The following is a 24,763-nucleotide window of genomic DNA, read 5'->3' as shown; positions in this document are numbered from 1 at the left end:
CGGACGGTTCGGCAACAGAATGAACCTTGGTTAAGAGGTGACAGGGGCATGAGCCAGATTGAAGAGTTACAGCAACGCATTCTCGCCGCGATGGAGCGTATTGGCACAGGCGTGACCGCACTGCAAAACGCGCCAGCGGGCGATGCAGATCATGGCTTGCAAGCAGCGCTGGATGATGAACGTGTTGCCAACGCACAGCTGCAAGAGCGCCTGACTTCGTTGAAGGAACGCCACGAGCAGGAGGTTGACGGTATGCGCGCCGATATGGAGGCGCTGCGTGCTGCTCCAGAGCCTACGGCCGATGTCGACGCGCTGCGGGCTGAGTTGGCCGAAGCTGCGACCAAGCTTTCAGCGGTCGAGGCTGCGCGCGCTGAACTGGCTGAGGCGAAGGCGGCACTGGAAAACACAGAAGAACTTGACGCTCTGAAAGCCGAAAACGCGCAATTGCGGGCCGATCTGGAAGGTCACGAAGACCCGGCCGCGCTGCGGGCCGAGATTGAAGAGATGAGGGCTGCTATTTTGCGGGCTGGAGACATCGAGGCCGAAAATAGTCGTTTGCGGGCCGAATTGGCCGATAGCGAAAGGGTGGCCGAGCTGAACGCGGAGCTGGAGATGTTGAGGGCCGAGCGCGCCAGCCACGGGGCTGCCATGTCACGTCTGGATGACGATCTGCAGAGGATGCGGCAGGCGAATGAGCAACTACGCAACTCGGTTGATGCCCTGCGCGCTGCGGCGCAAGAGGGAGTTCAGGACGCGGAGCTGTTGAATCAGGCGACTGTGGCGGAGTTGGAAGCAACGCGCGCGGCGCAAGCGACCGATGCGGCCGAGGCACGGGCTGTTCTGGCTCGCCTTGAGCCTCTGCTATCGCAGGCGAAACTGGCAGAAGGTGAGGTTGAGTAATGCCCGAAGTGACCATTCATATCGGCGGGCGCGGGTTTGACGTGTCTTGTCAGGACGGGGAAGAAAGTTTTCTGCAGGCCGCCGCGAAAATGCTGGATGACGAAGCGCAGGTGCTTTCGGATCAGATTGGGCGTATGCCCGAATCCCGCATGTTGTTGATGGCCGGTCTAATGTTGGCGGATAAAACAGCCGCGACCGATGACAAAGTCAAAGCGCTTGAGGCGAAGCTGGCCGAAACCGAGGCCGAGCTTCAAACGCTACGCAGCGCGCCGGCACCTGAACCCGAACGGATCGAAGTCGCTGTCGTGCCGCCTTCGGTTACGGATACACTGGCCGAATTGGCCGCACGGGCCGAAGCCCTGGCATCAGACATCGAGGAAAAAACAAAATGAAACGAGCATGCGGCTTGATCTGTGGGGCCGTGGCCCTTGTGTTTGCATCCAAGGCGATGGCTGAGATCGACATACTGACGGTGACGTTCAACTGCGAGAACGGTATTCCGCTGCCAGTGACGTATTTCAACGCATCGGACGGCTCGGGCGCCGCGGCGACGATGGTCGACAATTCTCTGGTCGCGATGCGACAGGTCGAGAGCGGTTCGGGCATTCGGTACGAATCCGTCGATACGAACGGAACCTATATCCTGCGATCAAAAGGGTGGAATGCCACGGTGAGCTTCCTGGCGACAAACGCCGCCAGTGAGCAGGTCATTTTTAAGGATTGCTCCAGCCGTTAAGGCCGGGTCAGGCGTTGGCCTCACGGATTTTGTCGGCTGCTTCCTTGTTGTAGCCGACATCATTTTCGTCAAACAACGTGTCCAATTCGCCCGACAGGGTCATTTCGGTGATGATATCGCAGCCACCGACAAACTCACCTTTGACATAAAGCTGCGGCACTGTCGGCCAGTCCGAATAGTCCTTGATGCCTTGACGGACTGCTTCGTCGGCCAGAACATTCACATCGGCATAGTCCACGCCCATGTAGTTCAGCACACCTGCCACACGGGATGAGAAACCGCACTGAGGCATCTCTTTGGTGCCTTTCATATACAGCACCACGTCATTGGCTTTGACGGTTTCGTCGATCTGGGTCTTCACGTCGGTCATTTCGCGTTTCCTTTGCTCTTCGGCATCATAGCTTTGGCGTAATCTTGCGTATCCTTGGGGATATGGGGCTCTGCCGAGCTGATTGTACTGTCATGTGATTTATAGGAGGACTGCAGTTGGTGTTTTCTCTGTCACGGCGGCGATCCTCGCCTCGTCTTGCGCTCAGTCTTTGATTTGTTCCGCGCCAACAGAGTGATGAGCAGAACAAAGACGGAAACCGCAATTGAGATTACAATCGCATGTTCCATCCTACTCCGGCACTTTGGTGGTCAGCGCCAGCGCGTGCAGGTCACCGTCCGGGCCGTCCATTTTGCCTTTCAAGGCCGCATAAACAGCGCGCTGTTGCTGGACGCGGTTCTTGCCGCGAAAGCTCTCGTCCACGACCATGGCGGACATGTGAACGCCATCGCTGCCGCCAACCTGAATTTCCGCGTTGGGAAAGCTCTCGCGCAGCAGGGTTTCAATCTCGTGGGCGCTCATCGGCATTTAGGCTTACTCCTGAAGGTCTTTCCCAAGATGTAGAGCGATGGGAAGGCGCGTGCAAGATGTGGAAGGTCTTTCAGATATGCAAATCCCGCACCGATCAGGGCGCGGGACTATTGGTTTGTAGAAAGAGTAGTGTGATCAGGCGACCGCGGTTGCAAAGCTTTGGCGGAAAACCTCAGTCAATTCGGCCAGAGGGGCTTCGGAACTGCCGATCTTTACAGTTTCGCCCGTAAAGCGACCGACTGAGGTCAGGGGAACGCCAGCCTGACCGGCTGCGATCATCAATGCCTCGGCCTGATCAAAGTTGCAGGCGACCAAATAGCGGGCTTGATCTTCGCCGAACAGTACCTCGGTCGAGGCATCGTCGAGGTGAACGCCAACGCCCGCTGCTTCGGCCAGTTCAAACGCTGCAAGCGCCAGGCCACCGTCGCTCAGGTCGGTACAGGCCTTGATCATCTCGCGGTTGGCGCGGATGAAGTCGCCGTTGCGTTTCTCGGCCTCAAGATCCACGTGGGGCGCATCGCCTTCTTCGCGGTTGAACACCTCGACAAGAAGGGCGGACTGGCCCAGGTGGCCTTTGGTTTCGCCGATCACGAGGGCAACGTGACCTTCACGCACCTCGTTTCCGATAATCTCATCGGTGTGGTCGAGCAGGCCAACGGCGCCAATGGTCGGGGTCGGCAAGATCGCCTGACCATCGGTCTCGTTGTAAAGTGAGACGTTGCCGGACACGATGGGCACATCCAGCGCGCCAACGGCGGCTCCGATGCCTTGAATCGCGCCAACGAACTGGCCCATGATCTCGGGCTTTTCAGGGTTGCCGAAATTCAGGTTGTCGGTTGTGGCCAGCGGTTTGGCCCCGACAGCGGTCAGGTTGCGATAAGCCTCTGCCACCGCTTGCTTACCACCTTCAACCGGGTTGGCGCGGACATAGCGCGGCGTCACGTCTGAGGTAAAGGCCAGCACCTTGTCGGTACCGTGAACACGGACCATACCGGCGCCCAGACCCGGGGTGCGGGCGCTGTCGGCCATAACCATGGTGTCATACTGCTCATACACCCACTGCTTGCCCGCATAGTTGGGCGAAGAGAGCAGGGCGCGCAGACCATCAATCGGGTCTATCTGCGGGACGTCGGCTAGTTCCTCAGCCTCAGGCGTCGCGACCCATGGGCGGTCATATTCCGGCGCGGTCGAGGAGAGCTTCGACAGGACCAGATCAGCCTTCACCTCTCCATTGTGCATGATCAGAAAACGGTCTTCGGCGATGGTTTCGCCGACGATGGCAAAGTCAAGGTCCCACTTTTCGAATACGGCGCGGGCTTCGGCCTCCAGCTCGGGCTTCAGAACCATCAGCATGCGTTCCTGTGACTCGGAAAGCATCATTTCATAAGCTGTCATGTTCTCTTCGCGCTGCGGGACGTTTTCGAGGTCCAAACGGACACCCAGACCACCCTTGTCGCCCATCTCAACGGCCGAGCAGGTCAGGCCTGCCGCGCCCATGTCTTGGATCGAGATTACAGCTCCGGTTTTCATCAGCTCCAGCGTCGCCTCCATCAGGCGCTTTTCGGTGAAGGGGTCGCCGACCTGAACGGTGGGGCGTTTCTCTTCGATGGTATCGTCGAACTCAGCCGAGGCCATGGTCGCACCACCAACGCCGTCACGTCCGGTTTTGGCACCGAGGTAAACGACGGGCATGCCGACGCCAGAGGCCGCCGAGTAGAAGATTTTGTCGCTATCAGCCAAACCTGCAGCGAACGCATTCACAAGGCAGTTGCCGTTATAGGCCGGGTGGAAGCGAACCTCACCTCCGACACAGGGCACACCGAAGCAGTTGCCATAGCCGCCGATGCCTTCGACCACGCCGTTGACCAGTTGGCGGGTCTTGTGGTGACCGGGCTCACCAAAGGACAGGGCGTTCATCGAGGCAATCGGGCGCGCGCCCATGGTGAAGACGTCGCGCAGAATGCCGCCAACGCCGGTTGCCGCACCCTGATAAGGTTCGATGTAAGACGGGTGGTTGTGGCTTTCCATCTTGAAAACAACTGCTTGCCCGTCACCGATATCAACAACGCCTGCGTTCTCACCCGGTCCGCAAATGACCTGAGGACCAGACGTTGGCAGGGTGCGCAGCCATTTCTTGGAGGATTTATAAGAGCAATGCTCGTTCCACATGGCCGAGAAAATGCCAAGCTCGGTGAATGTCGGCTCACGCCCGATGATCTCGAGGATCATGTCGTATTCCTCGGGCTTCAACCCGTGGGCGGCAATCAGATCAGGTGTGATGGCTGGCTCTTGCATCCTGTTTCGGTCCCCGAGATGGCAATGTTTGGCGCCTTTTAGGGGAAGGGACCGCCGGGGGGAAGAGAAAAGGCACTTTCCGCGCGCTGTCCTGTTGCAAACCGGACAAAGGTGCAAATTGCGGGGATCGGACAGAGCCACAAATAGGGTTCCGGCACGCGACAGAGACAGCTGCGTGCCGGATGAGTTTACTTCTGCTGGTCCTGTTGCTGCGCCTGCTGCGCGACGGCACCAGCGGCAGCGCCAACGGCTGCTTTTTGGTCTTCACTCAGGTGTTCCGCATCATCCAGACCGGGAATGGCGACACGCACTTCGCGGCGTGCGAAGTCGATGCCGTTTTCTTTGAAGGCGGCTTTGACGCGGTTGAAGATCTCTTTGCGCAGGGTGAACTGCTTGCCGGGTTTGGCCATGAACTTGCCCCGGATGATCATGCCGACATCGTCAAAGTCGAACACACCCTGAGACTTGAACGGCTGCAGGAAGCCATCCTTGTGGGTCTCGTCCTCCATCATCTCGGCGCCGATCTTCTTAAAGATCTTCTTCACCTTGTTGGGATCGGTGTCGAACGGCACGGTGAATTTTAGCTTCATGATGACCCAGTCGCGGCTGTAATTGGTCAGTTTCTGAATCTCACCATATGGAATGGTGTGCACCGGCCCGCGATGGTGACGCAGTTGCATGGAGCGGATCGAGATCTTCTCGACTGTCCCGGTGGTGCCTCCCACATCGACATACTCACCAACGCGGAATGCATCATCGATCAGGAAGAAAATGCCGCCAACGATGTCGGATACCAGCTTTTGCGCGCCGAAACCGATGGCCAGACCCAGGATACCTGCACCAGCCAGAAGTGGCGTGATGTCGAGCCCAAGGGCGCCCAATGCCAGCAAAACGAAGATCACGGCAATCGCCACCTGAGCCGTTACTCGCAGCAGCGGCAGAACCGTTGCCAGACGCGAGCCACCAGCACCGCCGCCTTCGCCAGCTTCTTCGTCCGGGCTTTGCGCGGCGGTCATCTCTTTCGCCAGTCGGCGGTTGATCCAGAGCGAGACGACCTCATTGAGGATGTAGCCAACGGCGATGATGATGAAGAACTGCACCAGTTTGCTACCTGAATCCGCATCCCCACCAGCGATTTCCTGCAGATCGAGATCCCATGCGTTGGCGATCATCAGGATGACCAGAATACCGGCCAGAACCCGACCGATACGGATGTAGCTGCGCTTGGTTGATTTATAGGCGCGTTCGGCCACCGAACCTTCGCCCTGCATCGGAGGTTGCAGATGACGGACAAGTCCTCGGATAAGAGTGTCGAGCGCCGGGGCGATCAACAGCCAGAACATGGTGGTGAAATGCGCCCCCTGAACCAGCAGAGCCAGCGATGCCGGGTTACGCTGCGCCACCAGAAACTCGACCAGAAGCCAAGTCGCAGCCGAGACCGCAATGGCGAAGTAGGGGTAATAATGTGCCACTTCCTCGTCGAACTTGGTGTGGTCCGGGTCCGTTCCCAACATCATCTGCGACAGACCTTCACGCGCATTCCATGCGATCAGGCCGATGTAGATGTGGATGCCTGCGTTCAGCCAGAAGCCGATACGCGTATCATCACCCGTGATGCCGTTTAGGCTGTTGAAATGCAGCAGGAACAGGGTGAAACCGATCAGGATCAGCAACCCGATCAGGTTGCGATGCAGGTATTTGGCCCAGTGATCGTCGATATTTACCAGACGGTAGTGGGGTTTGTTCGGTGCCAGCACAAAGCGTGAGGCGGCGGCACCCAGCCGTGGTATCCAGATCAGGTAGAACACAAACGGCCCGGCATAGGTGATTTGCTCGGGCGTCAGCAGGCCACGCCCAACCGCGCGGATGACCACGTAAAATACCACAAGCCCTGCGATTTCCCGACAGAAACGACCGAAAAGATACCGGGCAGCGCCCCAGAGATCGCCCTCGGCCTCGGCCTCGGTCTGGACATGCCAGCGGCGGGTCAGAATCTCGAATAGTTTTTCGGCGATGAAGCCCACAACCAGAACACTTGCAACCAGCCCCATCAGAACCAAAGCACCGAATGAGGTGAAGGTGGTTGCAAAATTCTTGATGGCGGTGGCTTGCGCGCTGAAGAGATTGGGGACGGTCGTTATGACATGCGTCCACGAGGCGACCATTTCGCTCCAGACTTCATTCAACTCGGTAATCGGATCCTCGCGATCCTCTGCAGCGGCTGCGTTTTTCTCTGCCACCGCGTCCAGACGCTCCAACAGGATTGAGCGGACCTGATCATCCGACATCCGTGCAACCAAGTCGTCAACCTGCTCAGGCGTTAGGTCTTCGGGGATGCTAACAGGGGCAGGCGCACTGGAGGTCGACGTGCCCGCAACTTGGGCATGCAGGGGTCCGACCAATAAAAATAGTGAAAAAATCGCCGCCAGAAGGCGGAGGGGGCTTATCATGGTTCTGTCCTCGAACACGAATTTTTAAACGTTTTTTCGGATCATAGGCAGGTGTCGGAGATTTTCCCAGAAATTTCATCGCTCTGGACGGTGAGTTTGGGGAAAACTAAAAAATGAATTTGGGAGAAGCCAAAAAAAAGGCCGAGCACTAAGCTCGGCCATAGTCCAACAGGGAGGTATGAAGATGATGAGCGTTTCAGCATCACCGCCTTCGAGTGCTCATTTAGGGGTCGGTTTGTGAACGTTCAAGAAGTTTTAATCTGATCGTTCAGCATTGCTGCTATGCTGCGAGTGCATAGCTAGAGTTTACCCATCATTTTCAGCTGTTTGCGTTGCGCGATGATCTCGTCCTGAACGAAGTCGCGGAACGCTCCGACCCGCTTGGAATGGCGCAATTCTTCCGGGTAGGCGAGGTAAACGGGAACGTCCGCGTTTTCGATTTCTGATAAGATCGGAACGAGGTGCGGGAAGTCCTGCGTCACGTAGTCGGGCAGGACGCCAATTCCCAAATTGTGCAACACGCCCTGAAGAACGCCGAAATAGTTGTTCACTGTCAGCAGGGACCCCGGATTGAAGGTCATCAGATGACGCACCATCGCCGCACTTGCGCCCACCTGCGGGGCCGACGGTGTCTGGCTGATCAGGCGGTGTTCCTTGATCTCTTCCAGAGATTTCAGCATCCCGCCATGGGATTCAAGATACTCCTGTGTGGCATATAGCTTCATCTGAACGGTCATCAGGCGTTTGCGGATCAGATCGGCCTGGCTTGGCTCCTTCATGCGTATGGCGACATCGGCCTCACGCATGGGCAGGTCCAGAACACGTTCCTCGAGCATCAGGTCGATGTTCAGATCGGGGTACTGCTCGTACAGTTTGGGCAGACGCGGAGCCAACCATAGCGTGCCGAAGCCGAATGTGGTGGTTACGCGTAGGACGCCGAAGACTTCCTCTTCGCTGTCGCGGATGCGCGCCGCGGCGGCGTCCAGACGTTTGGACATGGCCGAGGTCGCATCAAACAGCAATTCACCCTGTTCGGTCAGAATCAGACCGCGGGCGTGGCGGTGGAACAAGGTTGCATCGAGTGATTCTTCCAGCGCGCGGATCTGACGGCTCACGGCGGATTGAGATAAATTGAGCCTGTCCCCCGCATGGGTCAGGCTGCCGGCATCGGCCACCGCGTGAAATATTCTAAGCTTGTCCCAATCCATCGCCGCAACTTTCGTTATCCTCGTGAAGCCCTATATGAAATAGGTAACAAGTTCCACAATCAAACCATGAAATCCTTGGGATTCAGGGGATAGTGACTATACAGGTCAATATTTATGACCTAAAATGCGTGAATATAAAGCACACTGATCTGACGAGGGGAGACGTCTGATGAGTCAGCCACACATAACGCTGAACGACCGCTTCGATCTTGAAAAATCACCCATTCTGTTGAACGGAACACAGGCGCTTGTTCGCTTGATGCTGATGCAAAAAGCCCGCGATCAACACGCGGGGCTAAACACCGCCGGGCTGGTGACGGGCTATCGTGGCTCACCTCTGGGTGCGGTGGATCAGCAGATGATGCGCGCCCAGCGCTATCTGACCGAAAGCGATGTGACCTTTCAATACGGCTTGAACGAGGATCTGGCGGCAACCGCGCTTTGGGGCAGCCAGCAGGCGGGCCTCCGCGGCGATGGCCGGTATGACGGCGTCTTTGGTCTTTGGTACGGCAAAGGGCCGGGTGTTGACCGATCGGGCGATGTGATGCGTCACGCCAATATGGCAGGAACTGCGCAACACGGCGGTGTGCTGATGGCGATGGGTGATGATCATACCGGCGAAAGCTCAACCGTGTTGCACCAATCGGAGTGGTCTCTGGTCGATATGTATATGCCCGTGGTTAGCCCCGCAGGCGTGCAAGAGATTCTGGACTACGGCATTTACGGCTTTGCGCTCAGCCGGTTCGCGGGTGTCTGGGTTGGTCTGAAAACGATGAAGGACACGATCGAGGTGACCTCGGTCGTCGATGGCAGGCCCGACCGGATGGGCGTCGTGATCCCCGAATTCGACATGCCCGAAGGTGGGTTGAACATCCGTCTTGGCGATACGCCGCACCTGCAAGAGGCCCGCGTGATCGACTACAAGCGTTTCGCGGCTGAGACGTTCTCGCATGCCAACAAGCTGGACAAACGTGTCTGGGGCAAGCTGGGGGCCAAGATCGGCTTTGTTGCGGCGGGTAAAAACTGGCTGGACCTGACCCACGCGCTGTCTTTGCTGAACATTGATGAGGCCGAGGCGGAACGGCTGGGCATCACGACTTACAAGATCGGGCAGACGTTCCCGCTGGATATGGCCGGGTTCCATGATTGGGCTGAAGGACTGGACCTGATTGTGATCGTTGAAGAAAAACGCAAGCTGATCGAGGTGCAGGTCAAAGAGGCAATTTTTGACGACCGCCGGGGTCGCCGCGTTTATGGCTGGTACAAAGGCGGCGCCGGAACGCTGCATCGTGAGGAGTTGTTCCCCACACGCGGCGCATTGGACCCTATCATGATTGCCGAAAAGCTGGGTGACATCCTGATCGAAGAGGGGCGCGAAACGGATGGCATCCGCGCAGGCCTCGCCAAACTGTCTGAGGCGCGAAGGGCTGACAACGCACAAGAAATCGCGACGCGTTTGCCCTATTTCTGCTCGGGCTGTCCCCATAACAGCTCAACCAAAGTGCCCGAGGGCAGCCGCGCCTATGCAGGCATCGGATGCCACTACATGGTGCAGTGGATGGACCGTGAGACGACCGGTTTCACCCAGATGGGCGGTGAGGGTGCGAACTGGATTGGTGAGGCTCCGTTCTCGACCACCAAACATGTGTTCCAGAACCTGGGTGACGGGACGTATAACCACTCGGGCGTGCAAGCGATCCGGGCGGCGCTTTCGGCGGGCACAAACATCACCTTCAAAATCCTGTTCAACGATGCGGTTGCCATGACCGGCGGGCAGGGGAACGAAGGCGATCTGACGGCTGAAAGGATTGTCGCCGAGGTCAAAGCCATGGGCGTGCAGCATTTGGCGCTGGTCTATGATGAGAAGGAAGACGTGAACCTTAGCGCTCTGCCGTCGGGTGTGGAAAGCTTTGAACGTGCCGAGTTGATGAAGGTGCAGGACCGCTTCCGCGAGATCGAGGGCGTCTCGGTCATCGTCTATGTCCAGACCTGCGCGGCTGAGAAACGCCGTCGCCGCAAGCGCGGTGAGTTTCCGGACCCGGACAAGCGTGTCTTCATCAATACCGATATTTGCGAAGGTTGCGGCGATTGCGGGGTGCAGTCAAACTGCGTCTCGATCGTACCCAAGGAGACAGAACTGGGCCGTAAACGCGCGATTGATCAATCCAGCTGCAACAAGGATTTCTCGTGCCTGAACGGGTTCTGTCCGTCCTTTGTCACTTTGGAAGGGGCAAAGATCCGGAAAGAGGCGACCAAACAGCTTGATTTGCCCGATCTTCCTATACCCGATCTGCCGCAGATCAATGGCACGCATAACGTGGTTATCACCGGGATTGGCGGCACAGGCGTCGTGACCCTCGGGGCGATTCTGGCGCAAGCGGCACAGATTGACGGCAAAGGCGCGGGTATGATGGAGATGGCCGGCCTCGCCCAAAAAGGCGGCGCAGTTCACATCCATTGCCGTTTGGCGAACAAGCCAAAAGATATCAGCGCCATTCGCGTCGCAACCGGCGAAGCGCATGCGCTGATTGGCGGCGACCTTGTTGTTTCTGCCGGGGCCAAAACCCTGGGTCTGACACGGGCCGGACAGACCGGCGCAGTGGTCAATAACCACAGCACAGTGACCGGCGATTTTACCCGCGATACCGAATTCCGCATTCCGGGCGACCAGTTGGAGCTGGCGCTGAAAGCGCGGCTGAAAGACGGGGTGAGCCTGTTCGATGCGACCGATCTGGCCAAGATCGTGATGGGCGATTCGATCTACTCCAACATGATGGTTTTTGGCGCGGCATGGCAGCGCGGTACCCTGCCTGTCAGTCATGAGGCGATCATGACCGCGATAGAGCTGAACGGAACCGCCGTAGAGCGCAACAAGCGGGCCTTTGACGTGGGTCGCTGGGCGGTTCTGCACCCGGAGGAGGTAGAGGCGATGCTGGCCCCTTCCGTCTCGGAATTGCCGAAGACCCTGGACCAAATGATCGACTTCCGAGCGCAGCACCTGACCAACTACCAGTCGGCTCGATTGGCGAAACGCTACCGCAAGCTAGTGGACGGTATTGCAGATGAAACGCTGCGCGAGGCAGTGGCAAAAGGCTATCACAAGCTGTTGTCGTACAAAGATGAATACGAAGTCGCGCGCCTGTTGCTCACCAGTCGGGAAAAGGCTGCTGCCGAGTTCGACGGCGATTTCAACATGACCTTCCATTTGGCCCCGCCGATTTTTGGTGGGGAGGGCAGCAATGGCAGACCGCGCAAGCGTGCCTTTGGAGAATGGATGCTTGGGCCTCTTAAGCTGTTGGCCAAGTTGAAAAGTTTGCGTGGCACACCTTTGGACATCTTCGGCTACTCGGCAGAGAGACGGATGGAGCGCGCGCTGATCAAACAGTACGAACAGGATATGAAAGAGGTACTGCCTCTGATAACGGAAGACACGCAGGAGGCGATTGTTGCACTGGCCCGTTTGCCACTGGATATCCGCGGTTTTGGCCCTGTTTTAATGCAAAACGAAGCCAAAGCTGCCAAACGGCGCGAGGAGCTGCTGGCGACGATCCGCAGCGGAGGACCGGAGATGCGCGCTGCGGCGGAATGAGGCGTCACAAACCTGTCACCTTCGCTAGGCAAAATCTCCGCTCAACGTATAATGCAGGCAGTTAGTTCCGGAGTCCTCAGATGCCATCGCGCCGTCACGTCGTTCGAGACATTTCTTATGCCCATTCCGCCGAAACCAAGGGCGGTCGGATGGTCATCAAGCTGATGGAAAACACCACAGGCCGCATGCGCCTGATCAAGCGTGCGGACGGGTACGAACAAGACGTCGCCAAGGGGCGCGATTTCTGGGATGTCATGGTCGAACGCTACGGTTTGACGCTGGATGTTGTGGGCGGGGCGCTGTCGAATATCCCGAAGGACGGCCCTCTGATCCTGATTGCCAATCACCCTTACGGCATTCTGGACGGATTGATGATGGGGCATATCCTGTCTGAAACGCGCGGCGATTTCCGGATTCTGGCCCATCGCGTGTTCCGCAAGGCGGAAGATCTGAACCGCATCATTCTGCCAATCTCGTTTGATGAGACGAAAGAGGCGATGAAGCTGAACCTCGAAACCCGCAAAACCGCCTTGAACTATCTTGGCGACGGTGGGGCGATTGGAATCTTCCCCGGTGGCACCGTCAGCACGGCCCTCACGCCGTTCGACCACCCGATGGACCCCGGCTGGCGCGGATTCACCGCTCGGATGGTCGCCAAATCCCATGCCACAGTGGTGCCGGTTTTCTTTGACGGCCACACGTCTCGTTTGTTCCAGATCGCCAGCCATTTGCACAACACCCTGCGGATGGGATTGCTGATCAAGGAGTTCAAGAAACGCGTCGATACACCTGTGAGAGTGGTGATCGGCGAACCGATTGGCCGTGATGTTCTGGACCCACTCAGCAAGGATACGCGCAAGATGATGGATTTCCTGCGCAAAGCCACGTATGAGCTGTCTCCGACACCGCTGAAGTCATATGACTACGGCTATGAATTTGAGGAACGGCATCGCGCCTGAAGGGGCTAATGGCAGTAGGTATCTTTGATTCCGGTTTGGGCGGTCTGACCGTCCTGAACGCCGCGCAGCAACGGCTGCCTGACGTGGATTTCCTGTATTACGCGGACAGTGCGCATGCGCCTTACGGCGTGCGCGATGCCGAGGATATCTATCAGCTGACCCGCAAGGCGGTCTACGACTTGTGGGATCGCGGCTGCAATCTGGTGATTCTGGCCTGCAATACCGCCAGCGCGGCTGCCCTGCGCCGGATGCAGGAAGAAGGCGTGCCCGAAGGCAAACGGGTTCTTGGGGTCTTTGTCCCTCTGATCGAGGCGCTGACCGAGCGGCAATGGGGCGACAACTCGCCTCCGCGGGAAGTGGCGGTCAAGCATGTGGCCTTGTTTGCAACGCCCGCCACAGTCTCCAGCCGCGCCTTCCAGCGGGAACTGGCGTTTCGCGCGATTGGTGTGGATGTCGAGGCACAGGCCTGCGGCGGCGTGGTGGATGCCATTGAAGACGGTGATTTGATTCTGGCCGAAGCTCTGGTGCGCAGCCATGTGGATGCGTTGAAACGCAAGATGCCCGAACCTCAGGCGGCGATTCTGGGCTGCACGCATTACCCCTTGATGGCCGAGACGTTTCAGGCTGCTCTGGGCGCGGATGTTCAGGTGTTCAGCCAGGGCGATCTGGTGGCTGAAAGCCTGGCCGACTATCTGCAACGCCACCCGACCATGCTCGGTGAGGGAGAAGGCGGCTATCTGACCACCGGCAAGCCCGGTTTTGTCAGTGATCGGGCGACACAGTTCCTCCGACGACAAATCTCGTTTGAGGCGGCCTGATTTAGGTCAAGGACGCCACCCCTCCGATTTTCTAAATCCAAGACCGTCACAGTGGCGGTCATGATATGTGACACATGCAAAGAAGAGGTCTGACATGACCCATAAAATCGCAATTCTGGGCGCCTCAGGCTATACTGGCGCTGAACTGGTGCGGCTGATCGCCGAGCACCCGAACTTGGAGATCGTTGCGCTGGCGGCGGAACGTAAGGCGGGCCTGTCGATGGCTCAGGTCTTCCCGCATCTGCGCCACATGAACCTGCCGGATCTGTGTAAGATTTCTGAAATCGACTTTTCCCAGATCGACCTGTGTTTCTGCGCTTTGCCGCATAAAACCAGTCAGGAAGTAATCCGGGACCTGCCGAAGAATCTGAAGATCATTGATTTGTCTGCTGATTTCCGGCTGCAGGACGCCGATGAGTATGAAAAATGGTACGGCAACCCGCATAGCGCGTTGGAGCAGCAGGAAGAGGCGGTTTATGGCCTTACCGAGTTCTATCGTGACGACATTCGGACCGCACGGCTTGTGGCCGGTACGGGCTGCAACGCGGCAACCGGACAATATGTGCTGCGGCCGCTGATTTCGGCTGGGGTTATTGATCTGGACGACATCATCCTCGACCTGAAATGCGCCGTGTCGGGCGCTGGCCGGTCGTTGAAAGAAAACCTGCTGCATGCCGAGCTGAGCGAAGGCGCAAATGCCTATGCCATCGGTGGTACGCACCGCCATTTGGGTGAGTTCGATCAGGAGTTTTCTAAACTGGCCGGTCGTACGGTGCATATCCAATTCACGCCGCACCTGATCCCGGCAAACAGGGGTATTCTGGCGACCTCCTACGTGAAGGGCGACCCGCAGAGCGTTTTTGATACGCTGGCAAAAGCCTATGCTGACGAGCCTTTTATTGAGGTTCTGCCGACGGGCGAGGCGCCCTCGACCCACCATGTGCGGGGATCGAATTTCTGCCACATAGGTGTTGTTGCGGACCGGATTGAACGGCGCGCGATTGTGATCGCCGCTTTGGATAACCTGACAAAAGGTAGCAGCGGGCAGGCCTTGCAGAATGCCAACCTGATGTTAGGTGAGGATGAAACCCGAGGGCTGATGATGGCCCCCTTGTTCCCGTGAGGACGGTATGAAAACGCTCAAGAAACGTCGTCGAGTTCAGATCATTTTGGTGGCCGTAGCGGCCCTGGCGGTGTCGACGGCGTTGATTGGGTATGCAATGCGCGATGGCATCAACTTCTTCCGCTCGCCCAGCCAAGTGATCGCCGAGCCGCCTTCGCCGACCGAGGTGTTTCGTATTGGTGGTCTGGTCGAAGAGGGCTCGATCGTCCGGGGGCAGGGTGAAACGGTGCGCTTTGTGGTCACTGATGGCGGAGAGAGCGTTCCGGTGGCGTTTACCGGGGTTCTGCCGGATCTGTTTTCGGAAAATGAGGGTATGGTTGGGACGGGTCGCTATGTGAACGGTGTGTTTGAAGCGACTGAAATTCTTGCAAAACACGATGAGACCTATATGCCGAAAGAGGTCATGGACGCCTTGAAGGAACAGGGCGTTTACAAAGATCCCGGCGAAAGCTGAACGCAGCTGCGCTGCGTGCCTCCGGCGGAGGTATTTTTGAACAGAAGAAGAAGGGGCGTTGCGTGCGGATGGCAGGCGGCGCTCTGTTTCGTTTGGGGTTGTTAAGGAGTTTGCAGGATCGTTCCCTCGACTGATGCAGGTGGGGGTCGTGATGCAGACTGTTCAACAGATTGCCGAAGAGATTGTGCGTCGGGAAGCCGGGTTTGTGGATGATCCGGATGATCCGGGAGGAGCCACCAATTTCGGCGTGACCATTCACACGATGCGGCGTTTGGGGCTGGATTTGACACGGGACGGGGTGGTTGATGTCGCCGATGTTCGAGCGCTCAGCAGCGCGCAGGCGGTTGATATCTTTGTGCAGCATTATTTTGAGAAACCGGGGATCGCCGCTTTGCCCGAGGCGCTGCAGGCCAGTGTGTTCGACATGTATGTAAACGCGGGCGCGCAGGCGGTGCGCATTTTGCAATCGCTTTTGGTGAAGATGGGTTTTTCTGTTGTGGTGGACGGGGTTATCGGCCCGCAGACCATCGGCGCCAGTCAGGACGCGGCGCGCCCGAATCCGGTTCAGTTGCGGGACGCCTATGGGGTGGCGCGGCGGAATTATTACTTTCGGCTCGCAGATCGGCGGCCTGCATCGCGAAAGTATGCCCGTACCCGTGCAGGCGGGAAAGGCGGTTGGATCAGGCGGGCGGAAGAATTCCTGTCGGATCGCTATCACCTGAGCAATGAGGCGTTTCAGAGGAGGGTTTCGGGATGGGATTGATCTCGGGCGTTTTGGGGTTCTTGTTCGGTGGCGGGCGCAACGTGGTGCGCGAAACCGCAGAGGTTTTTCGGGAGAACGCCGATGCGGGTGCCCAGCGTCGGTTGGTGGCGCAAACTCAGGCCATGACGCAGTTCGGAGCCGAGTTTCAAAGGCCGCCCAAAGGCATGTTCGACCGGTTTATGGACGGGTTGAACCGTCTTCCGCGTCCGGCCTTGGCGTTGGGAACGTTGGGCTTGTTTGCTGCCGCCATGATCGATCCGATCTGGTTTTCGGCGCGAATGCAGGGGATTGCGCTGGTGCCAGAACCTTTGTGGTGGTTGTTGGGCGTTATTGTCTCGTTCTATTTTGGGGCACGGCATCAGGCGAAATCGCAGGATTTGCAACGCGAGATCTCGGCCGTGATGGCGCGGACTCCGACAGTTCTGGCCAACCTTGATGCGCTTGGAAATATGCGCAGCGACCGACCCGGTGCGGCAGATACGGGGCCGGATGCGCGCTTGTCACAAGAGAGCCTGCTGGCCGACGCGAACCCGGCTTTAGAGGATTGGCGACGCGAAAGGGGCTGAGTTGCGACACTATGTGCCCCGAAATCAAACGAAAGTGGTTGGCGATTACCGTGCCTCCGGCATATATCCTGCCCTATGGTTACAGAGCTAGGTCACTTCGCGCTAATCCTCGCCTTTTTCGTCGCTATCGTGCAAAGCGTGGTGCCCCTGATCGGGGCGTCGAAACGCTGGGCTGGATGGATGGCGTTTGCGGAACCGGCGGCAATCTCCCAATTCCTGCTGACTGCATTCTCCTTCGGAGCGCTGGTTTGGGCGTTCACCACGTCTGATTTCTCGCTGAGGATCGTGGTTGAGAACAGCCATTCGGCGAAGCCGATGATCTACAAGATCAGTGGGACATGGGGGAACCACGAAGGCTCGATGCTGTTGTGGGTGCTGATTGTGACCCTGTTCGGCGCAATGGCCGCGTTTTTTGGCGCTGGCCTGCCGCCCACTTTGAAAGCACGCGTGTTGGCTGTGCAGTCGGCTGTGGCCGTGGCGTTCTTCGCCTTCATCCTGTTTACCTCGAACCCGTTCGACCGGCTGGCGATTGCTCCGTTCGATGGGCGCGACCTGAACCCGCTGCTGCAAGACCCGGGCTTGGCGTTCCATCCGCCGTTTCTGTATCTGGGCTATGTCGGTCTGAGCATGGCGTTCAGCTTTGCCGTGGCCGCGTTGATCGAGGGCCGTATCGATGCGGCCTGGGGCCGGTGGGTGCGACCGTGGACTCTGGCCGCCTGGGTGTTTCTGACCATCGGGATCGCTCTGGGGTCGTGGTGGGCCTATTATGAGCTGGGCTGGGGCGGTTTCTGGTTCTGGGATCCGGTCGAGAATGCCTCGTTCATGCCATGGCTGCTGGCGGCTGCATTGTTGCACTCCGCCATTGTCGTGGAGAAGCGCGAGGCGCTGAAGAGCTGGACAATCCTGCTGGCGATCATTGCCTTTGGGTTCTCGTTGATCGGGACTTTCATTGTGCGCTCGGGGCTTCTGACCTCGGTTCATGCCTTCGCAACAGATCCAGAGCGGGGCGTTTTCATTCTGTTGATTCTTGTGTTCTTTATCGGTGGCGCGCTGACCCTGTTTGCGGCGCGGGCGCAGGCGATGGAGGCGAAGGGCGTCTTTGGCATGGTCAGCCGGGAAAGCGCGCTGGTCGTGAACAACGTGCTGTTGGCCGTCAGCTGCTTTGTTGTATTCGTCGGTACCATGTGGCCGATGGTGGCCGAGATGATGTTTGACCGGAAACTCTCGGTCGGACCTCCGTTCTTTAACGCGGCCTTCACGCCGTTCATGGTGCTGTTGGGGCTGGTCCTGCCGGTTGGCGCAATGTTGCCGTGGAAGCGCGGCAAGCTGGGCAAGACAGCGTGGTCGCTGCGCTATGCGTTTGTGCTGGCCGTCGCCCTTGGCGTACTGGTCTGGGCCATGCAGACAGGGCGTAGCGCTTTGGGGCCTGTGGGTCTGTTTCTGGGCGCATGGATCACCTTCGGCGCCGTTCTCGATTTATGGAGCCGGACTGGACGCAACGGCAGCCTGAAACGTCTATTCCGCCTACCGGGGGCCGATTGGGGCAAGGCGGTTGCCCATACGGGGCTGGGTGTGACCATCTTCGCCATCGCCGGTCTGACCGCGTGGGAGGTTGAGGATATCCGCGTCGCCCAGCCGGGGCAGCCTTTTGAGGTTGGTCAATTCACCTTGACGCTTGAGGATGTCAATCGCGTGCAAGGGCCGAATTATTTCTCGACCATGGCGGATGTGAAGGTGGAGACCAACGGGCGCATGATCGGGACGTTGCATCCCGAAAAACGCGACTATCCGGTTGCTCGTATGCCCACCACCGAGGCGGCGATTGACTACCGGGTCATGCGCGATCTCTATGTGGTGATCGGGGATCAACAGGCGGATGGGGGCTGGGTCTTGCGCACCTATATCAAACCCTTCGCCAACTGGATCTGGGCCGGATGTCTCATGATGGCGTTGGGCGGCGTCCTCAGCCTCTGCGATCGTCGGTTCCGGGTGGCGGCTGGCGCACGCAAAGCCCCTTCCGCCGGAGTACCCGCAGAATGAAACGTCTGATCCTGATCCTCATGCTGTTGGCGGCACCGGGCTTTGCAGTGCAACCGGACGAAGTGCTGGACGATCCGGTGCTGGAACAACGCGCCCGCGACCTCAGCACCGGGTTGCGCTGTCTGGTTTGTCGAAACGAGAGCATCGACGAAAGCAACGCCGATCTGGCGCGCGACTTGCGCTTGCTGGTGCGCGAAAGGCTGGTGGCCGGGGATACAGATGAAGAGGCGATTGCCTTCATCGTCGACCGCTATGGTGAATATGTGCTGCTGAAGCCGACGGTTACGGGCTCGAACCTGATGCTATGGCTGGCCGGGCCGATCATGTTGCTGATTGCCGCCGGTGTGGGCTTGGTCTTTCTGCGCAACCGGGCCAAGGCGCAAGCGCTGGGTGAAAGCGACGGGCTGAGCGACGCTGAAAAAGAGCGCCTGCGCCAAATTCTGAAAGACTGACGCGTGGTTCCGCTTTTCCTCGGCCTGTGAATGCGGCAGTGTCCGCTCACGCACAGGCGCGAGGGAGAGCTTTAATGGACTACGAAACGATCCTGCTGGACATCACGGACGGGCTGGCGGTGCTGACGCTGAACCGCCCTGACAAGATGAACGCGCTGACCACGCAGATGCGGGCTGAGATCACCCATGCGATGAAGCATGCGGCTCGAAATGCGCGGTGCATCGTGTTGACCGGGGCCGGACCGGCCTTTTGTTCCGGTCAGGATCTTGGTGATGCGTCCTCAACCGGAAAGATCGACCTGGAACGCTCGCTGCGCGATGAATACGAGCCGATGCTCGAGACCATCCATGACAGCCCGGTACCTACCATTGCCGCCGTCAATGGACCGGCAGCCGGGGCAGGGGCCAACCTTGCGCTCTGTGCAGATGTGGTGATCGCGACCGAGAGCGCCTATTTCCTGCAGGCCTTTTCCCGCATCGGCTTACTGCCAGATGCTGGTGGCACATGGTTCATGCCGCGTCAGATGGGGCTGGCCAAGGCCATGGGGGCCGCGTTGTTTGCTGACAAGATCACCGCGCGTCAGGCCGATGATTGGGGCCTGATCTGGGAAGCGGTCGCTGATGATGCGTTTGATGCCCATTGGCGCAGCCGGGCCGCACATTTGGCCCAAGGTCCGACGGCGGCCTATGGCGCGATCAAACAGGCGCTCCGCGGTACTTATGAGAAGACCTTGCCACAGCAATTGGCGACCGAGGCACATTTGCAAGGTGAATGTGGACGCTCACGTGACTTCGCCGAAGGCGTGGTGGCCTTCATGGAAAAACGCCCCCCGAAATTCGAGGGGCGCTAACTCAGGCGCGGCGGCGGCGGCGGGTGCGCCGCTCGGGCGCGGCATCGTCGTTGGTGCCGTCCGAGGCGGACGAGAAGGGCCCAAGCGCATCCGTGATCTGATCAAGCGTCGGGCGCGCGCCACGTTCTGTGCTGTCCAGCGCTGCGCGCATTTTTTCAAGATGCGCGGGCATGGTGCCACAGCAGCCACCGATGATTTTTGCACCTGCGTCGCGGGCCATCACGGCATAGTCTGCCATCAGCTCAGGCGTGCCGTCATAGTGGATGTGCCCGTCGACATATTTCGGAATTCCGGCGTTGCCTTTCGAGATCAAGGGCCGCTCGGTCCCTTGCGCGGTGAACCCAAGTACAGTGCGCAGGATGTCCGACGCTCCGGTACCGCAATTCGCTCCAAACGCAATCGGAGGGTTGGGCAGCGTTTCCACCAGTAGGGCCAGATCAGCCGAGGTGACGCCCATCATGGTGCGTCCGGCAGTGTCAAAGCTCATGGTGCCGCACCAGGGCATATCCGCCAATGCGAAGGCCTCGGCTGCGGCGTGGAATTCCTCGGGGGCGCTGATTGTTTCGACCCACAGAACATCTACGCCGCCGTCTTTGAGGGCCTCAGCCTGTTCGTGGAACATCTCGACCGCCTCGGAATGCGACAGGCTTCCGACCGGCTCCATGATCTCACCGGTGGGGCCGACCGAGCCGGCAACCACGATGGTGCGTCTGGATTTGTCCGCGACCTCACGCCCGAGTTCAGCGCCAATGCGGTTCAGCTCACCCACGCGGTTTTGCGCGTCATGCAGCTTGAGCCGGGCCGAGGTGCCGCCGAAGGTGTTGGTCAGAAACAGATCGCTGCCCGCATCGACCGAGCCTTGATAAAGCGCGCGGATCCTATCTGGCGCATCCACATTCCAAAGCTCAGGCGCATCGCCGGATTGCAGACCCATGTTGAAGAGATTGGTTCCGGTAGCACCATCGGCCAGAACGGCCTCTTTGGTCTCGAGAAGCTGGGTCAGCGCGTTTGTCATGGGCTTGGTCCGACGTGTTTGGCGCAAAGCGCCAGTATGAATATGAGACGCCCCGTGTCTCATGACCGGGGCGGCAAATCAAATTCATATTACTCATGAAGATCATGAGGTGACCGGTGGCTTAGTCAGTCTCGCTCATGACCTGAGCTTTGGCTTCGGGCAGAAGCTCGGCCATTTTGGCGCGAATTTCGTCATCCGAGGACAGACCGCCCAGATCGGCAGAAACCTTGCGCACGACATCTTCGTGGCCTGCCTCTTCCATATCGGCGATCACGACGGTTTTGGCGTAGTCGTCCGCGTCAGAGCCGGTTTTCCCAAGCTTTGCCGCCGCCCAAAGGCCCAGCAGTTTGTTGCAGCGGGCCTGGGCCTTGAACTGCATTTCTTCGTCATGGGCAAACTTGGCTTCAAAGGCGTTTTCGCGTTCGTCGAACGTGGTCATTTTATTGGGACCTCATAGCGTGGACATTCCTCATCTAGATAAGAAACGAATTTCGGAATGTATAGCGAAAATGGGCTTTGCGCGACCAAATGCGCTGTGTTGCTGCACGCAGGCTTTCTTGGCAGGTCTTAAGTGTGCTCAATACCGTATGAGGAACCGTTGAAAAGCGGATGCTTCGATGGAATACAACGAGGCAACTTGCGGGTTGGAGCGGGCTGCTCTATGAGGGCCGCAGCCGCGCGAACTGCGCGTATTGCCGATATGGAAGGGGCCCCGATGGCGCGTCGCAAGAAAATCTACGAAGGCAAAGCCAAGATTCTGTATGAAGGCCCCGAGCCGGGCACTATCGTGCAGTACTTCAAGGATGACGCAACCGCGTTCAATGCCGAAAAGAAAGACGTGATCGATGGCAAAGGCGTTCTGAACAACCGCCTGTCCGAGTTCTTCATGAATGGCCTGACCCAGATCGGTGTTCCGAACCACTTCATCCGCCGCCTGAACATGCGCGAGCAGTTGGTGCGGAATTGCGAGATCGTCCCTCTGGAAGTGATCGTGCGCAACTATGCGGCCGGTACGATGTCCAAACGTCTGGGCATTGCCGAGGGCACGCAGTTGCCGCGTCCGATTGTCGAATACTGCTACAAGGACGACTCTCTGGGTGATCCGCTGGTCACCGAAGAGCATATCGCGGCCTTTGGCTGGGCTAGCCAGCAGGACATGGACGATATCCTCAGCCTCGCACTGCGCGTGAACGACTTCATGAGCGGTGTCATGCTGGCCGTGGGCATCCGACTGGTAGATTTCAAAATCGAGATCGGCCGCGTATTCGACGGTGACTACCAGCGTCTGATTGTCGCTGATGAGATCAGCCCCGACAGCTGCCGCTTGTGGGATATCGAAACCGGCCAGAAGCTGGATAAGGATGTCTTCCGCCGCGATCTGGGCAACCTGACCGACGCTTATTCCGAGGTCGCGCGCCGCTTGGGTGTTCTGCCGCAAAGCAATGTGACCAAGCCGACGCTGATCAACTGATCTCGGCCTCCACCTAAGAGATTTGCAAAGCGCCGCCCCGATCTGGGCGGCGTTTTTCGTGCGAGCGCAGGGTATGCCGTTCGACCCGCATCACCCGTCCGGTCCGTTTTGGGTCACGCCCTTTCATAGCTTTTCAATCTTCGCCGCAAACAGGGTTGTCCCAAAGGCACAACCGCGCTATCCCCCGCGCAACGAAATGGGCCTGCGATCGTGGCCCTCAGGTGGAGTTGCGAAGATGAAGGCACGGGTGCATGTGATGCTCAAGAACGGGGTGCTGGACCCTCAGGGTGAGGCGGTCCGCCACGCATTGGGTGCCATGGGCTTTGATCAGGTCGAAGGTGTGCGCCAGGGCAAGGTCATTGATCTGGAACTGGCCGAAGGCGCGACTGAGGCGGACGTGACCGAGATGTGCGAAAAGCTGTTGGCCAACACCGTCATCGAACGCTACGAGATCGAACTGGTCTGATTGGATGCGGGCAGCGCGTCTGATCACCTATCGCCAGCCGCTGGAGCTGACCACCATTCCCGACCCTGAACCGGCCGAGGATGGCGTTGTCGTCCGAGTGTTGGCCTGCGGCGTCTGCCGGTCAGATTGGCATGCGTGGTCGGGGTCGGACCCGGATGTGATCCTCCCGATGACACCCGGCCACGAATATTGCGGCGAGGTGGTTGCGGTGGGCAGCCGCGTCCACCGCTGGAAAATCGGTGATCGGGTGATTGCGCCTTTCATTCTGGCCTGTGGTCATTGCCAGGACTGCGCCCAAGGCAATCAAACCACCTGCGCCGACCAGGTCGTGCCGGGGTTTACCTGTGATGGTGCGTTCGCCGAGTACATCGCGGTTGCGCATGCGGATGCCAATCTGACGGAACTGCCCGAGACACTCGCGCCCGAGATCGCGGCGGCGCTGGGATGTCGGGTTACGACCGCGTGGCAGGCGCTGGTTGGTCGCGCTCAACTGCAGGGCGGAGAATGGCTTGCCGTGTTCGGTGGGGGCGGAGTAGGGATCTCGACCCTGTTGTTGGGCAAAGCGCTTGGCGCACGGGTGGTGGTCGTCGATATCTCGGACGACAAGCTGAGCTACGCTAAGTCTCTGGGCGCGGATGCGGTTGTGAACGCGGCGACATGCGATGCGCCTGAAGCGGTGAAAGATATCACCGGCGGTGGTGCCCATGTGGCGATCGAGGCGCTCGGGATTGAAGCCACGACCGTGGCGTCGATGCGTTCCTTGCGCAAACTCGGCCGGATGGTTCAGATCGGCATGCCTGCGGGCGATCACGCGGCTATGACGCTGCCGATGGATGTGCTCTATTCCGGTCAACTTTCTGTATATGGAACACGAGGGATGCCCAGTTGGCGCTACCCGTCGTTTCTGTCGTTGATCACGGGTTCGGATCTTGATCTCAGCCTGCTCGTGACACGACACGTGTCTTTGAACCAGGTAAGTGAAGAACTTGCCGCTTTCGACGCTCCTGCACCTCCGGGTGTGGCGGTTGTCACTGATTTTACTTGCTAGGAGGGTCCGCCATGCGCGCAGCCGTCATCGTATTCCCCGGATCAAACTGCGACCGGGACCTTGCCGTAGCCTTTGAGCAGGCCGGCTTCGCCGTTGACATGGTCTGGCACAAGGATGCAGCGCTGCCTGAGGGGGTCGACATTGTCGGCGTTCCCGGAGGCTTCTCGTATGGCGACTATCTGCGCTGTGGGGCCATCGCAGCACAATCGCCGATCTGCAAGGCCGTGGTCGATCATACCGAGCGTGGCGGCTATGCCGTTGGTATCTGTAACGGATTCCAGATTCTGACGGAGACCGGAATTCTGCCCGGCGCGCTGCTGCGCAATGCCGGTCTGAAATACATCTGCAAAACGGTTGGCCTGAAGGTCGAAACCAGCGACAGCGCCTTTACCCAAGGCTACAATGCAGGAGACGTGATCGGCATTCCGATCGCCCACCATGACGGCAACTATTTCGCCGATGACGCCACCTTGTCCGCGCTGAAGGATCAGGACCGGATCGCGTTCACCTATACCGAGAATCCAAACGGGTCGGTCGGGGATATCGCGGGCATCTTGTCGGAAAACCGTCGCGTTCTTGGCATGATGCCGCACCCCGAACGCGCAGCGGATGAGGGGCATGGCGGTACCGACGGGACGGCATTGTTCCGCGCATTGTCCGGCGTTCTGGCCCCGGCGTGACTTGAGGTCGCCGCTCAGCC

24 protein-coding genes are annotated in these 24,763 nt (G+C 58.7%); 17 read left to right on the top strand and 7 right to left on the bottom strand.

The features are described from left to right. The first annotated feature begins 48 nt into the window (after positions 1 to 48). The 3 genes from ACR0IP_RS03385 to ACR0IP_RS03375 are packed head-to-tail and all read left to right on the top strand — an operon-like array spanning position 49 to position 1,636. Positions 49 to 900, top strand: coding sequence for a hypothetical protein (locus ACR0IP_RS03385; RefSeq protein ID WP_480523786.1), 852 nt, complete (start codon positions 49 to 51; stop codon positions 898 to 900). After that, on the top strand, positions 900 to 1,292 hold the full coding sequence (locus ACR0IP_RS03380; RefSeq protein ID WP_170638781.1) for a cell division protein ZapA: 393 nt from the start codon (positions 900 to 902) through the stop codon (positions 1,290 to 1,292). The genes ACR0IP_RS03385 and ACR0IP_RS03380 overlap by 1 nt, the downstream gene beginning before the upstream one ends. Next, on the top strand, positions 1,289 to 1,636 hold the full coding sequence (locus ACR0IP_RS03375) for an MliC family protein (RefSeq protein ID WP_480523783.1): 348 nt from the start codon (positions 1,289 to 1,291) through the stop codon (positions 1,634 to 1,636). The genes ACR0IP_RS03380 and ACR0IP_RS03375 overlap by 4 nt, the downstream gene beginning before the upstream one ends. A gap of 7 nt (positions 1,637 to 1,643) precedes the next feature. Here ACR0IP_RS03375 and grxD read toward each other — a convergent pair whose 3' ends face one another. The 5 genes from grxD to ACR0IP_RS03350 all read right to left on the bottom strand — a co-directional run bounded on the left by grxD (position 1,644) and on the right by ACR0IP_RS03350 (position 8,448). Beyond that, positions 1,644 to 2,006 (bottom strand): Grx4 family monothiol glutaredoxin, encoded by a 363-nt coding sequence (grxD, locus tag ACR0IP_RS03370; RefSeq protein ID WP_170467108.1) that lies wholly within the window; start codon positions 2,004 to 2,006, stop codon positions 1,644 to 1,646. Positions 2,007 to 2,255: 249 nt separating this feature from the next. Then, on the bottom strand, positions 2,256 to 2,492 hold the full coding sequence (locus tag ACR0IP_RS03365) for a BolA/IbaG family iron-sulfur metabolism protein (protein ID WP_170373612.1): 237 nt from the start codon (positions 2,490 to 2,492) through the stop codon (positions 2,256 to 2,258). A 138-nt stretch (positions 2,493 to 2,630) separates the two neighbouring features. Then, on the bottom strand, positions 2,631 to 4,790 hold the full coding sequence (gene purL, locus ACR0IP_RS03360) for a phosphoribosylformylglycinamidine synthase subunit PurL (RefSeq protein WP_480523781.1): 2,160 nt from the start codon (positions 4,788 to 4,790) through the stop codon (positions 2,631 to 2,633). A 188-nt stretch (positions 4,791 to 4,978) separates the two neighbouring features. Continuing rightward, on the bottom strand, positions 4,979 to 7,240 hold the full coding sequence (locus tag ACR0IP_RS03355) for a mechanosensitive ion channel family protein (RefSeq protein ID WP_170688601.1): 2,262 nt from the start codon (positions 7,238 to 7,240) through the stop codon (positions 4,979 to 4,981). 299 nt (positions 7,241 to 7,539) lie between these two features. Continuing rightward, entirely contained in the window at positions 7,540 to 8,448 is a 909-nt protein-coding gene (locus ACR0IP_RS03350; protein WP_170373615.1) for a LysR family transcriptional regulator, read from the bottom strand. A gap of 169 nt (positions 8,449 to 8,617) precedes the next feature. Here ACR0IP_RS03350 and ACR0IP_RS03345 point away from each other — a divergent pair, with 169 nt between their 5' ends. The 10 genes from ACR0IP_RS03345 (at position 8,618) to ACR0IP_RS03300 (ending at position 20,063) form a co-directional block, all read left to right on the top strand. Further along, on the top strand, positions 8,618 to 12,037 hold the full coding sequence (locus ACR0IP_RS03345) for an indolepyruvate ferredoxin oxidoreductase family protein (protein WP_480523778.1): 3,420 nt from the start codon (positions 8,618 to 8,620) through the stop codon (positions 12,035 to 12,037). Positions 12,038 to 12,117: 80 nt separating this feature from the next. Further along, positions 12,118 to 12,996: a lysophospholipid acyltransferase family protein gene (locus ACR0IP_RS03340; protein ID WP_170373617.1), complete on the top strand. Its 879-nt coding sequence runs from the start codon at positions 12,118 to 12,120 to the stop codon at positions 12,994 to 12,996. Between the two features lie 8 nt (positions 12,997 to 13,004). After that, the gene (locus ACR0IP_RS03335) at positions 13,005 to 13,814 is read left to right on the top strand and encodes a glutamate racemase (protein ID WP_170373618.1); all 810 of its coding nucleotides are present in this window, start codon (positions 13,005 to 13,007) and stop codon (positions 13,812 to 13,814) included. Positions 13,815 to 13,908: 94 nt separating this feature from the next. Beyond that, entirely contained in the window at positions 13,909 to 14,937 is a 1,029-nt protein-coding gene (gene argC, locus ACR0IP_RS03330) for an N-acetyl-gamma-glutamyl-phosphate reductase (protein WP_170688604.1), read from the top strand. A 7-nt stretch (positions 14,938 to 14,944) separates the two neighbouring features. Further along, on the top strand, positions 14,945 to 15,391 hold the full coding sequence (gene ccmE, locus ACR0IP_RS03325; RefSeq protein WP_170458116.1) for a cytochrome c maturation protein CcmE: 447 nt from the start codon (positions 14,945 to 14,947) through the stop codon (positions 15,389 to 15,391). A gap of 151 nt (positions 15,392 to 15,542) precedes the next feature. After that, positions 15,543 to 16,154, top strand: coding sequence for a holin-associated N-acetylmuramidase (locus tag ACR0IP_RS03320; RefSeq protein ID WP_480523776.1), 612 nt, complete (start codon positions 15,543 to 15,545; stop codon positions 16,152 to 16,154). Next, positions 16,145 to 16,720, top strand: coding sequence for a holin family protein (locus tag ACR0IP_RS03315; protein WP_170548935.1), 576 nt, complete (start codon positions 16,145 to 16,147; stop codon positions 16,718 to 16,720). Before ACR0IP_RS03320 ends, ACR0IP_RS03315 begins: the two co-directional genes overlap by 10 nt. 75 nt (positions 16,721 to 16,795) lie before the next feature. Then, positions 16,796 to 18,760 (top strand): heme lyase CcmF/NrfE family subunit, encoded by a 1,965-nt coding sequence (locus tag ACR0IP_RS03310; RefSeq protein WP_170467087.1) that lies wholly within the window; start codon positions 16,796 to 16,798, stop codon positions 18,758 to 18,760. Further along, the gene (locus ACR0IP_RS03305) at positions 18,757 to 19,212 is read left to right on the top strand and encodes a cytochrome c-type biogenesis protein (protein WP_170467085.1); all 456 of its coding nucleotides are present in this window, start codon (positions 18,757 to 18,759) and stop codon (positions 19,210 to 19,212) included. The genes ACR0IP_RS03310 and ACR0IP_RS03305 overlap by 4 nt, the downstream gene beginning before the upstream one ends. 74 nt (positions 19,213 to 19,286) lie before the next feature. Next, the gene (locus ACR0IP_RS03300) at positions 19,287 to 20,063 is read left to right on the top strand and encodes an enoyl-CoA hydratase-related protein (protein ID WP_170373625.1); all 777 of its coding nucleotides are present in this window, start codon (positions 19,287 to 19,289) and stop codon (positions 20,061 to 20,063) included. A gap of 1 nt (position 20,064) precedes the next feature. Here ACR0IP_RS03300 and bmt read toward each other — a convergent pair whose 3' ends face one another. Both bmt and ACR0IP_RS03290 read right to left on the bottom strand, forming a co-directional pair. Continuing rightward, entirely contained in the window at positions 20,065 to 21,078 is a 1,014-nt protein-coding gene (bmt, locus tag ACR0IP_RS03295) for a betaine--homocysteine S-methyltransferase (RefSeq protein WP_480523773.1), read from the bottom strand. A gap of 121 nt (positions 21,079 to 21,199) precedes the next feature. After that, entirely contained in the window at positions 21,200 to 21,517 is a 318-nt protein-coding gene (locus ACR0IP_RS03290) for a DUF1476 domain-containing protein (RefSeq protein ID WP_170373627.1), read from the bottom strand. Between the two features lie 276 nt (positions 21,518 to 21,793). Here ACR0IP_RS03290 and purC point away from each other — a divergent pair, with 276 nt between their 5' ends. The 4 genes from purC to purQ all read left to right on the top strand — a co-directional run bounded on the left by purC (position 21,794) and on the right by purQ (position 24,743). Beyond that, on the top strand, positions 21,794 to 22,549 hold the full coding sequence (gene purC / locus ACR0IP_RS03285) for a phosphoribosylaminoimidazolesuccinocarboxamide synthase (RefSeq protein WP_170467720.1): 756 nt from the start codon (positions 21,794 to 21,796) through the stop codon (positions 22,547 to 22,549). Between the two features lie 235 nt (positions 22,550 to 22,784). Further along, entirely contained in the window at positions 22,785 to 23,015 is a 231-nt protein-coding gene (gene purS / locus ACR0IP_RS03280) for a phosphoribosylformylglycinamidine synthase subunit PurS (protein ID WP_170374301.1), read from the top strand. A 4-nt stretch (positions 23,016 to 23,019) separates the two neighbouring features. After that, positions 23,020 to 24,063 carry a zinc-dependent alcohol dehydrogenase family protein gene (locus ACR0IP_RS03275; RefSeq protein ID WP_480523770.1) on the top strand — a complete coding sequence of 348 codons (1,044 nt, stop codon included), beginning with the start codon at positions 23,020 to 23,022 and terminating at the stop codon, positions 24,061 to 24,063. An 11-nt stretch (positions 24,064 to 24,074) separates the two neighbouring features. Beyond that, positions 24,075 to 24,743, top strand: coding sequence for a phosphoribosylformylglycinamidine synthase subunit PurQ (gene purQ / locus ACR0IP_RS03270; protein WP_170467079.1), 669 nt, complete (start codon positions 24,075 to 24,077; stop codon positions 24,741 to 24,743). The last annotated feature ends 20 nt before the right edge of the window (positions 24,744 to 24,763 follow it).

The organism is Ruegeria sp. AL11, from assembly GCF_056540865.1.
Note: the sequence above shows the minus strand (reverse complement) of the source record. Positions and strands in the feature narration are given on the sequence as shown.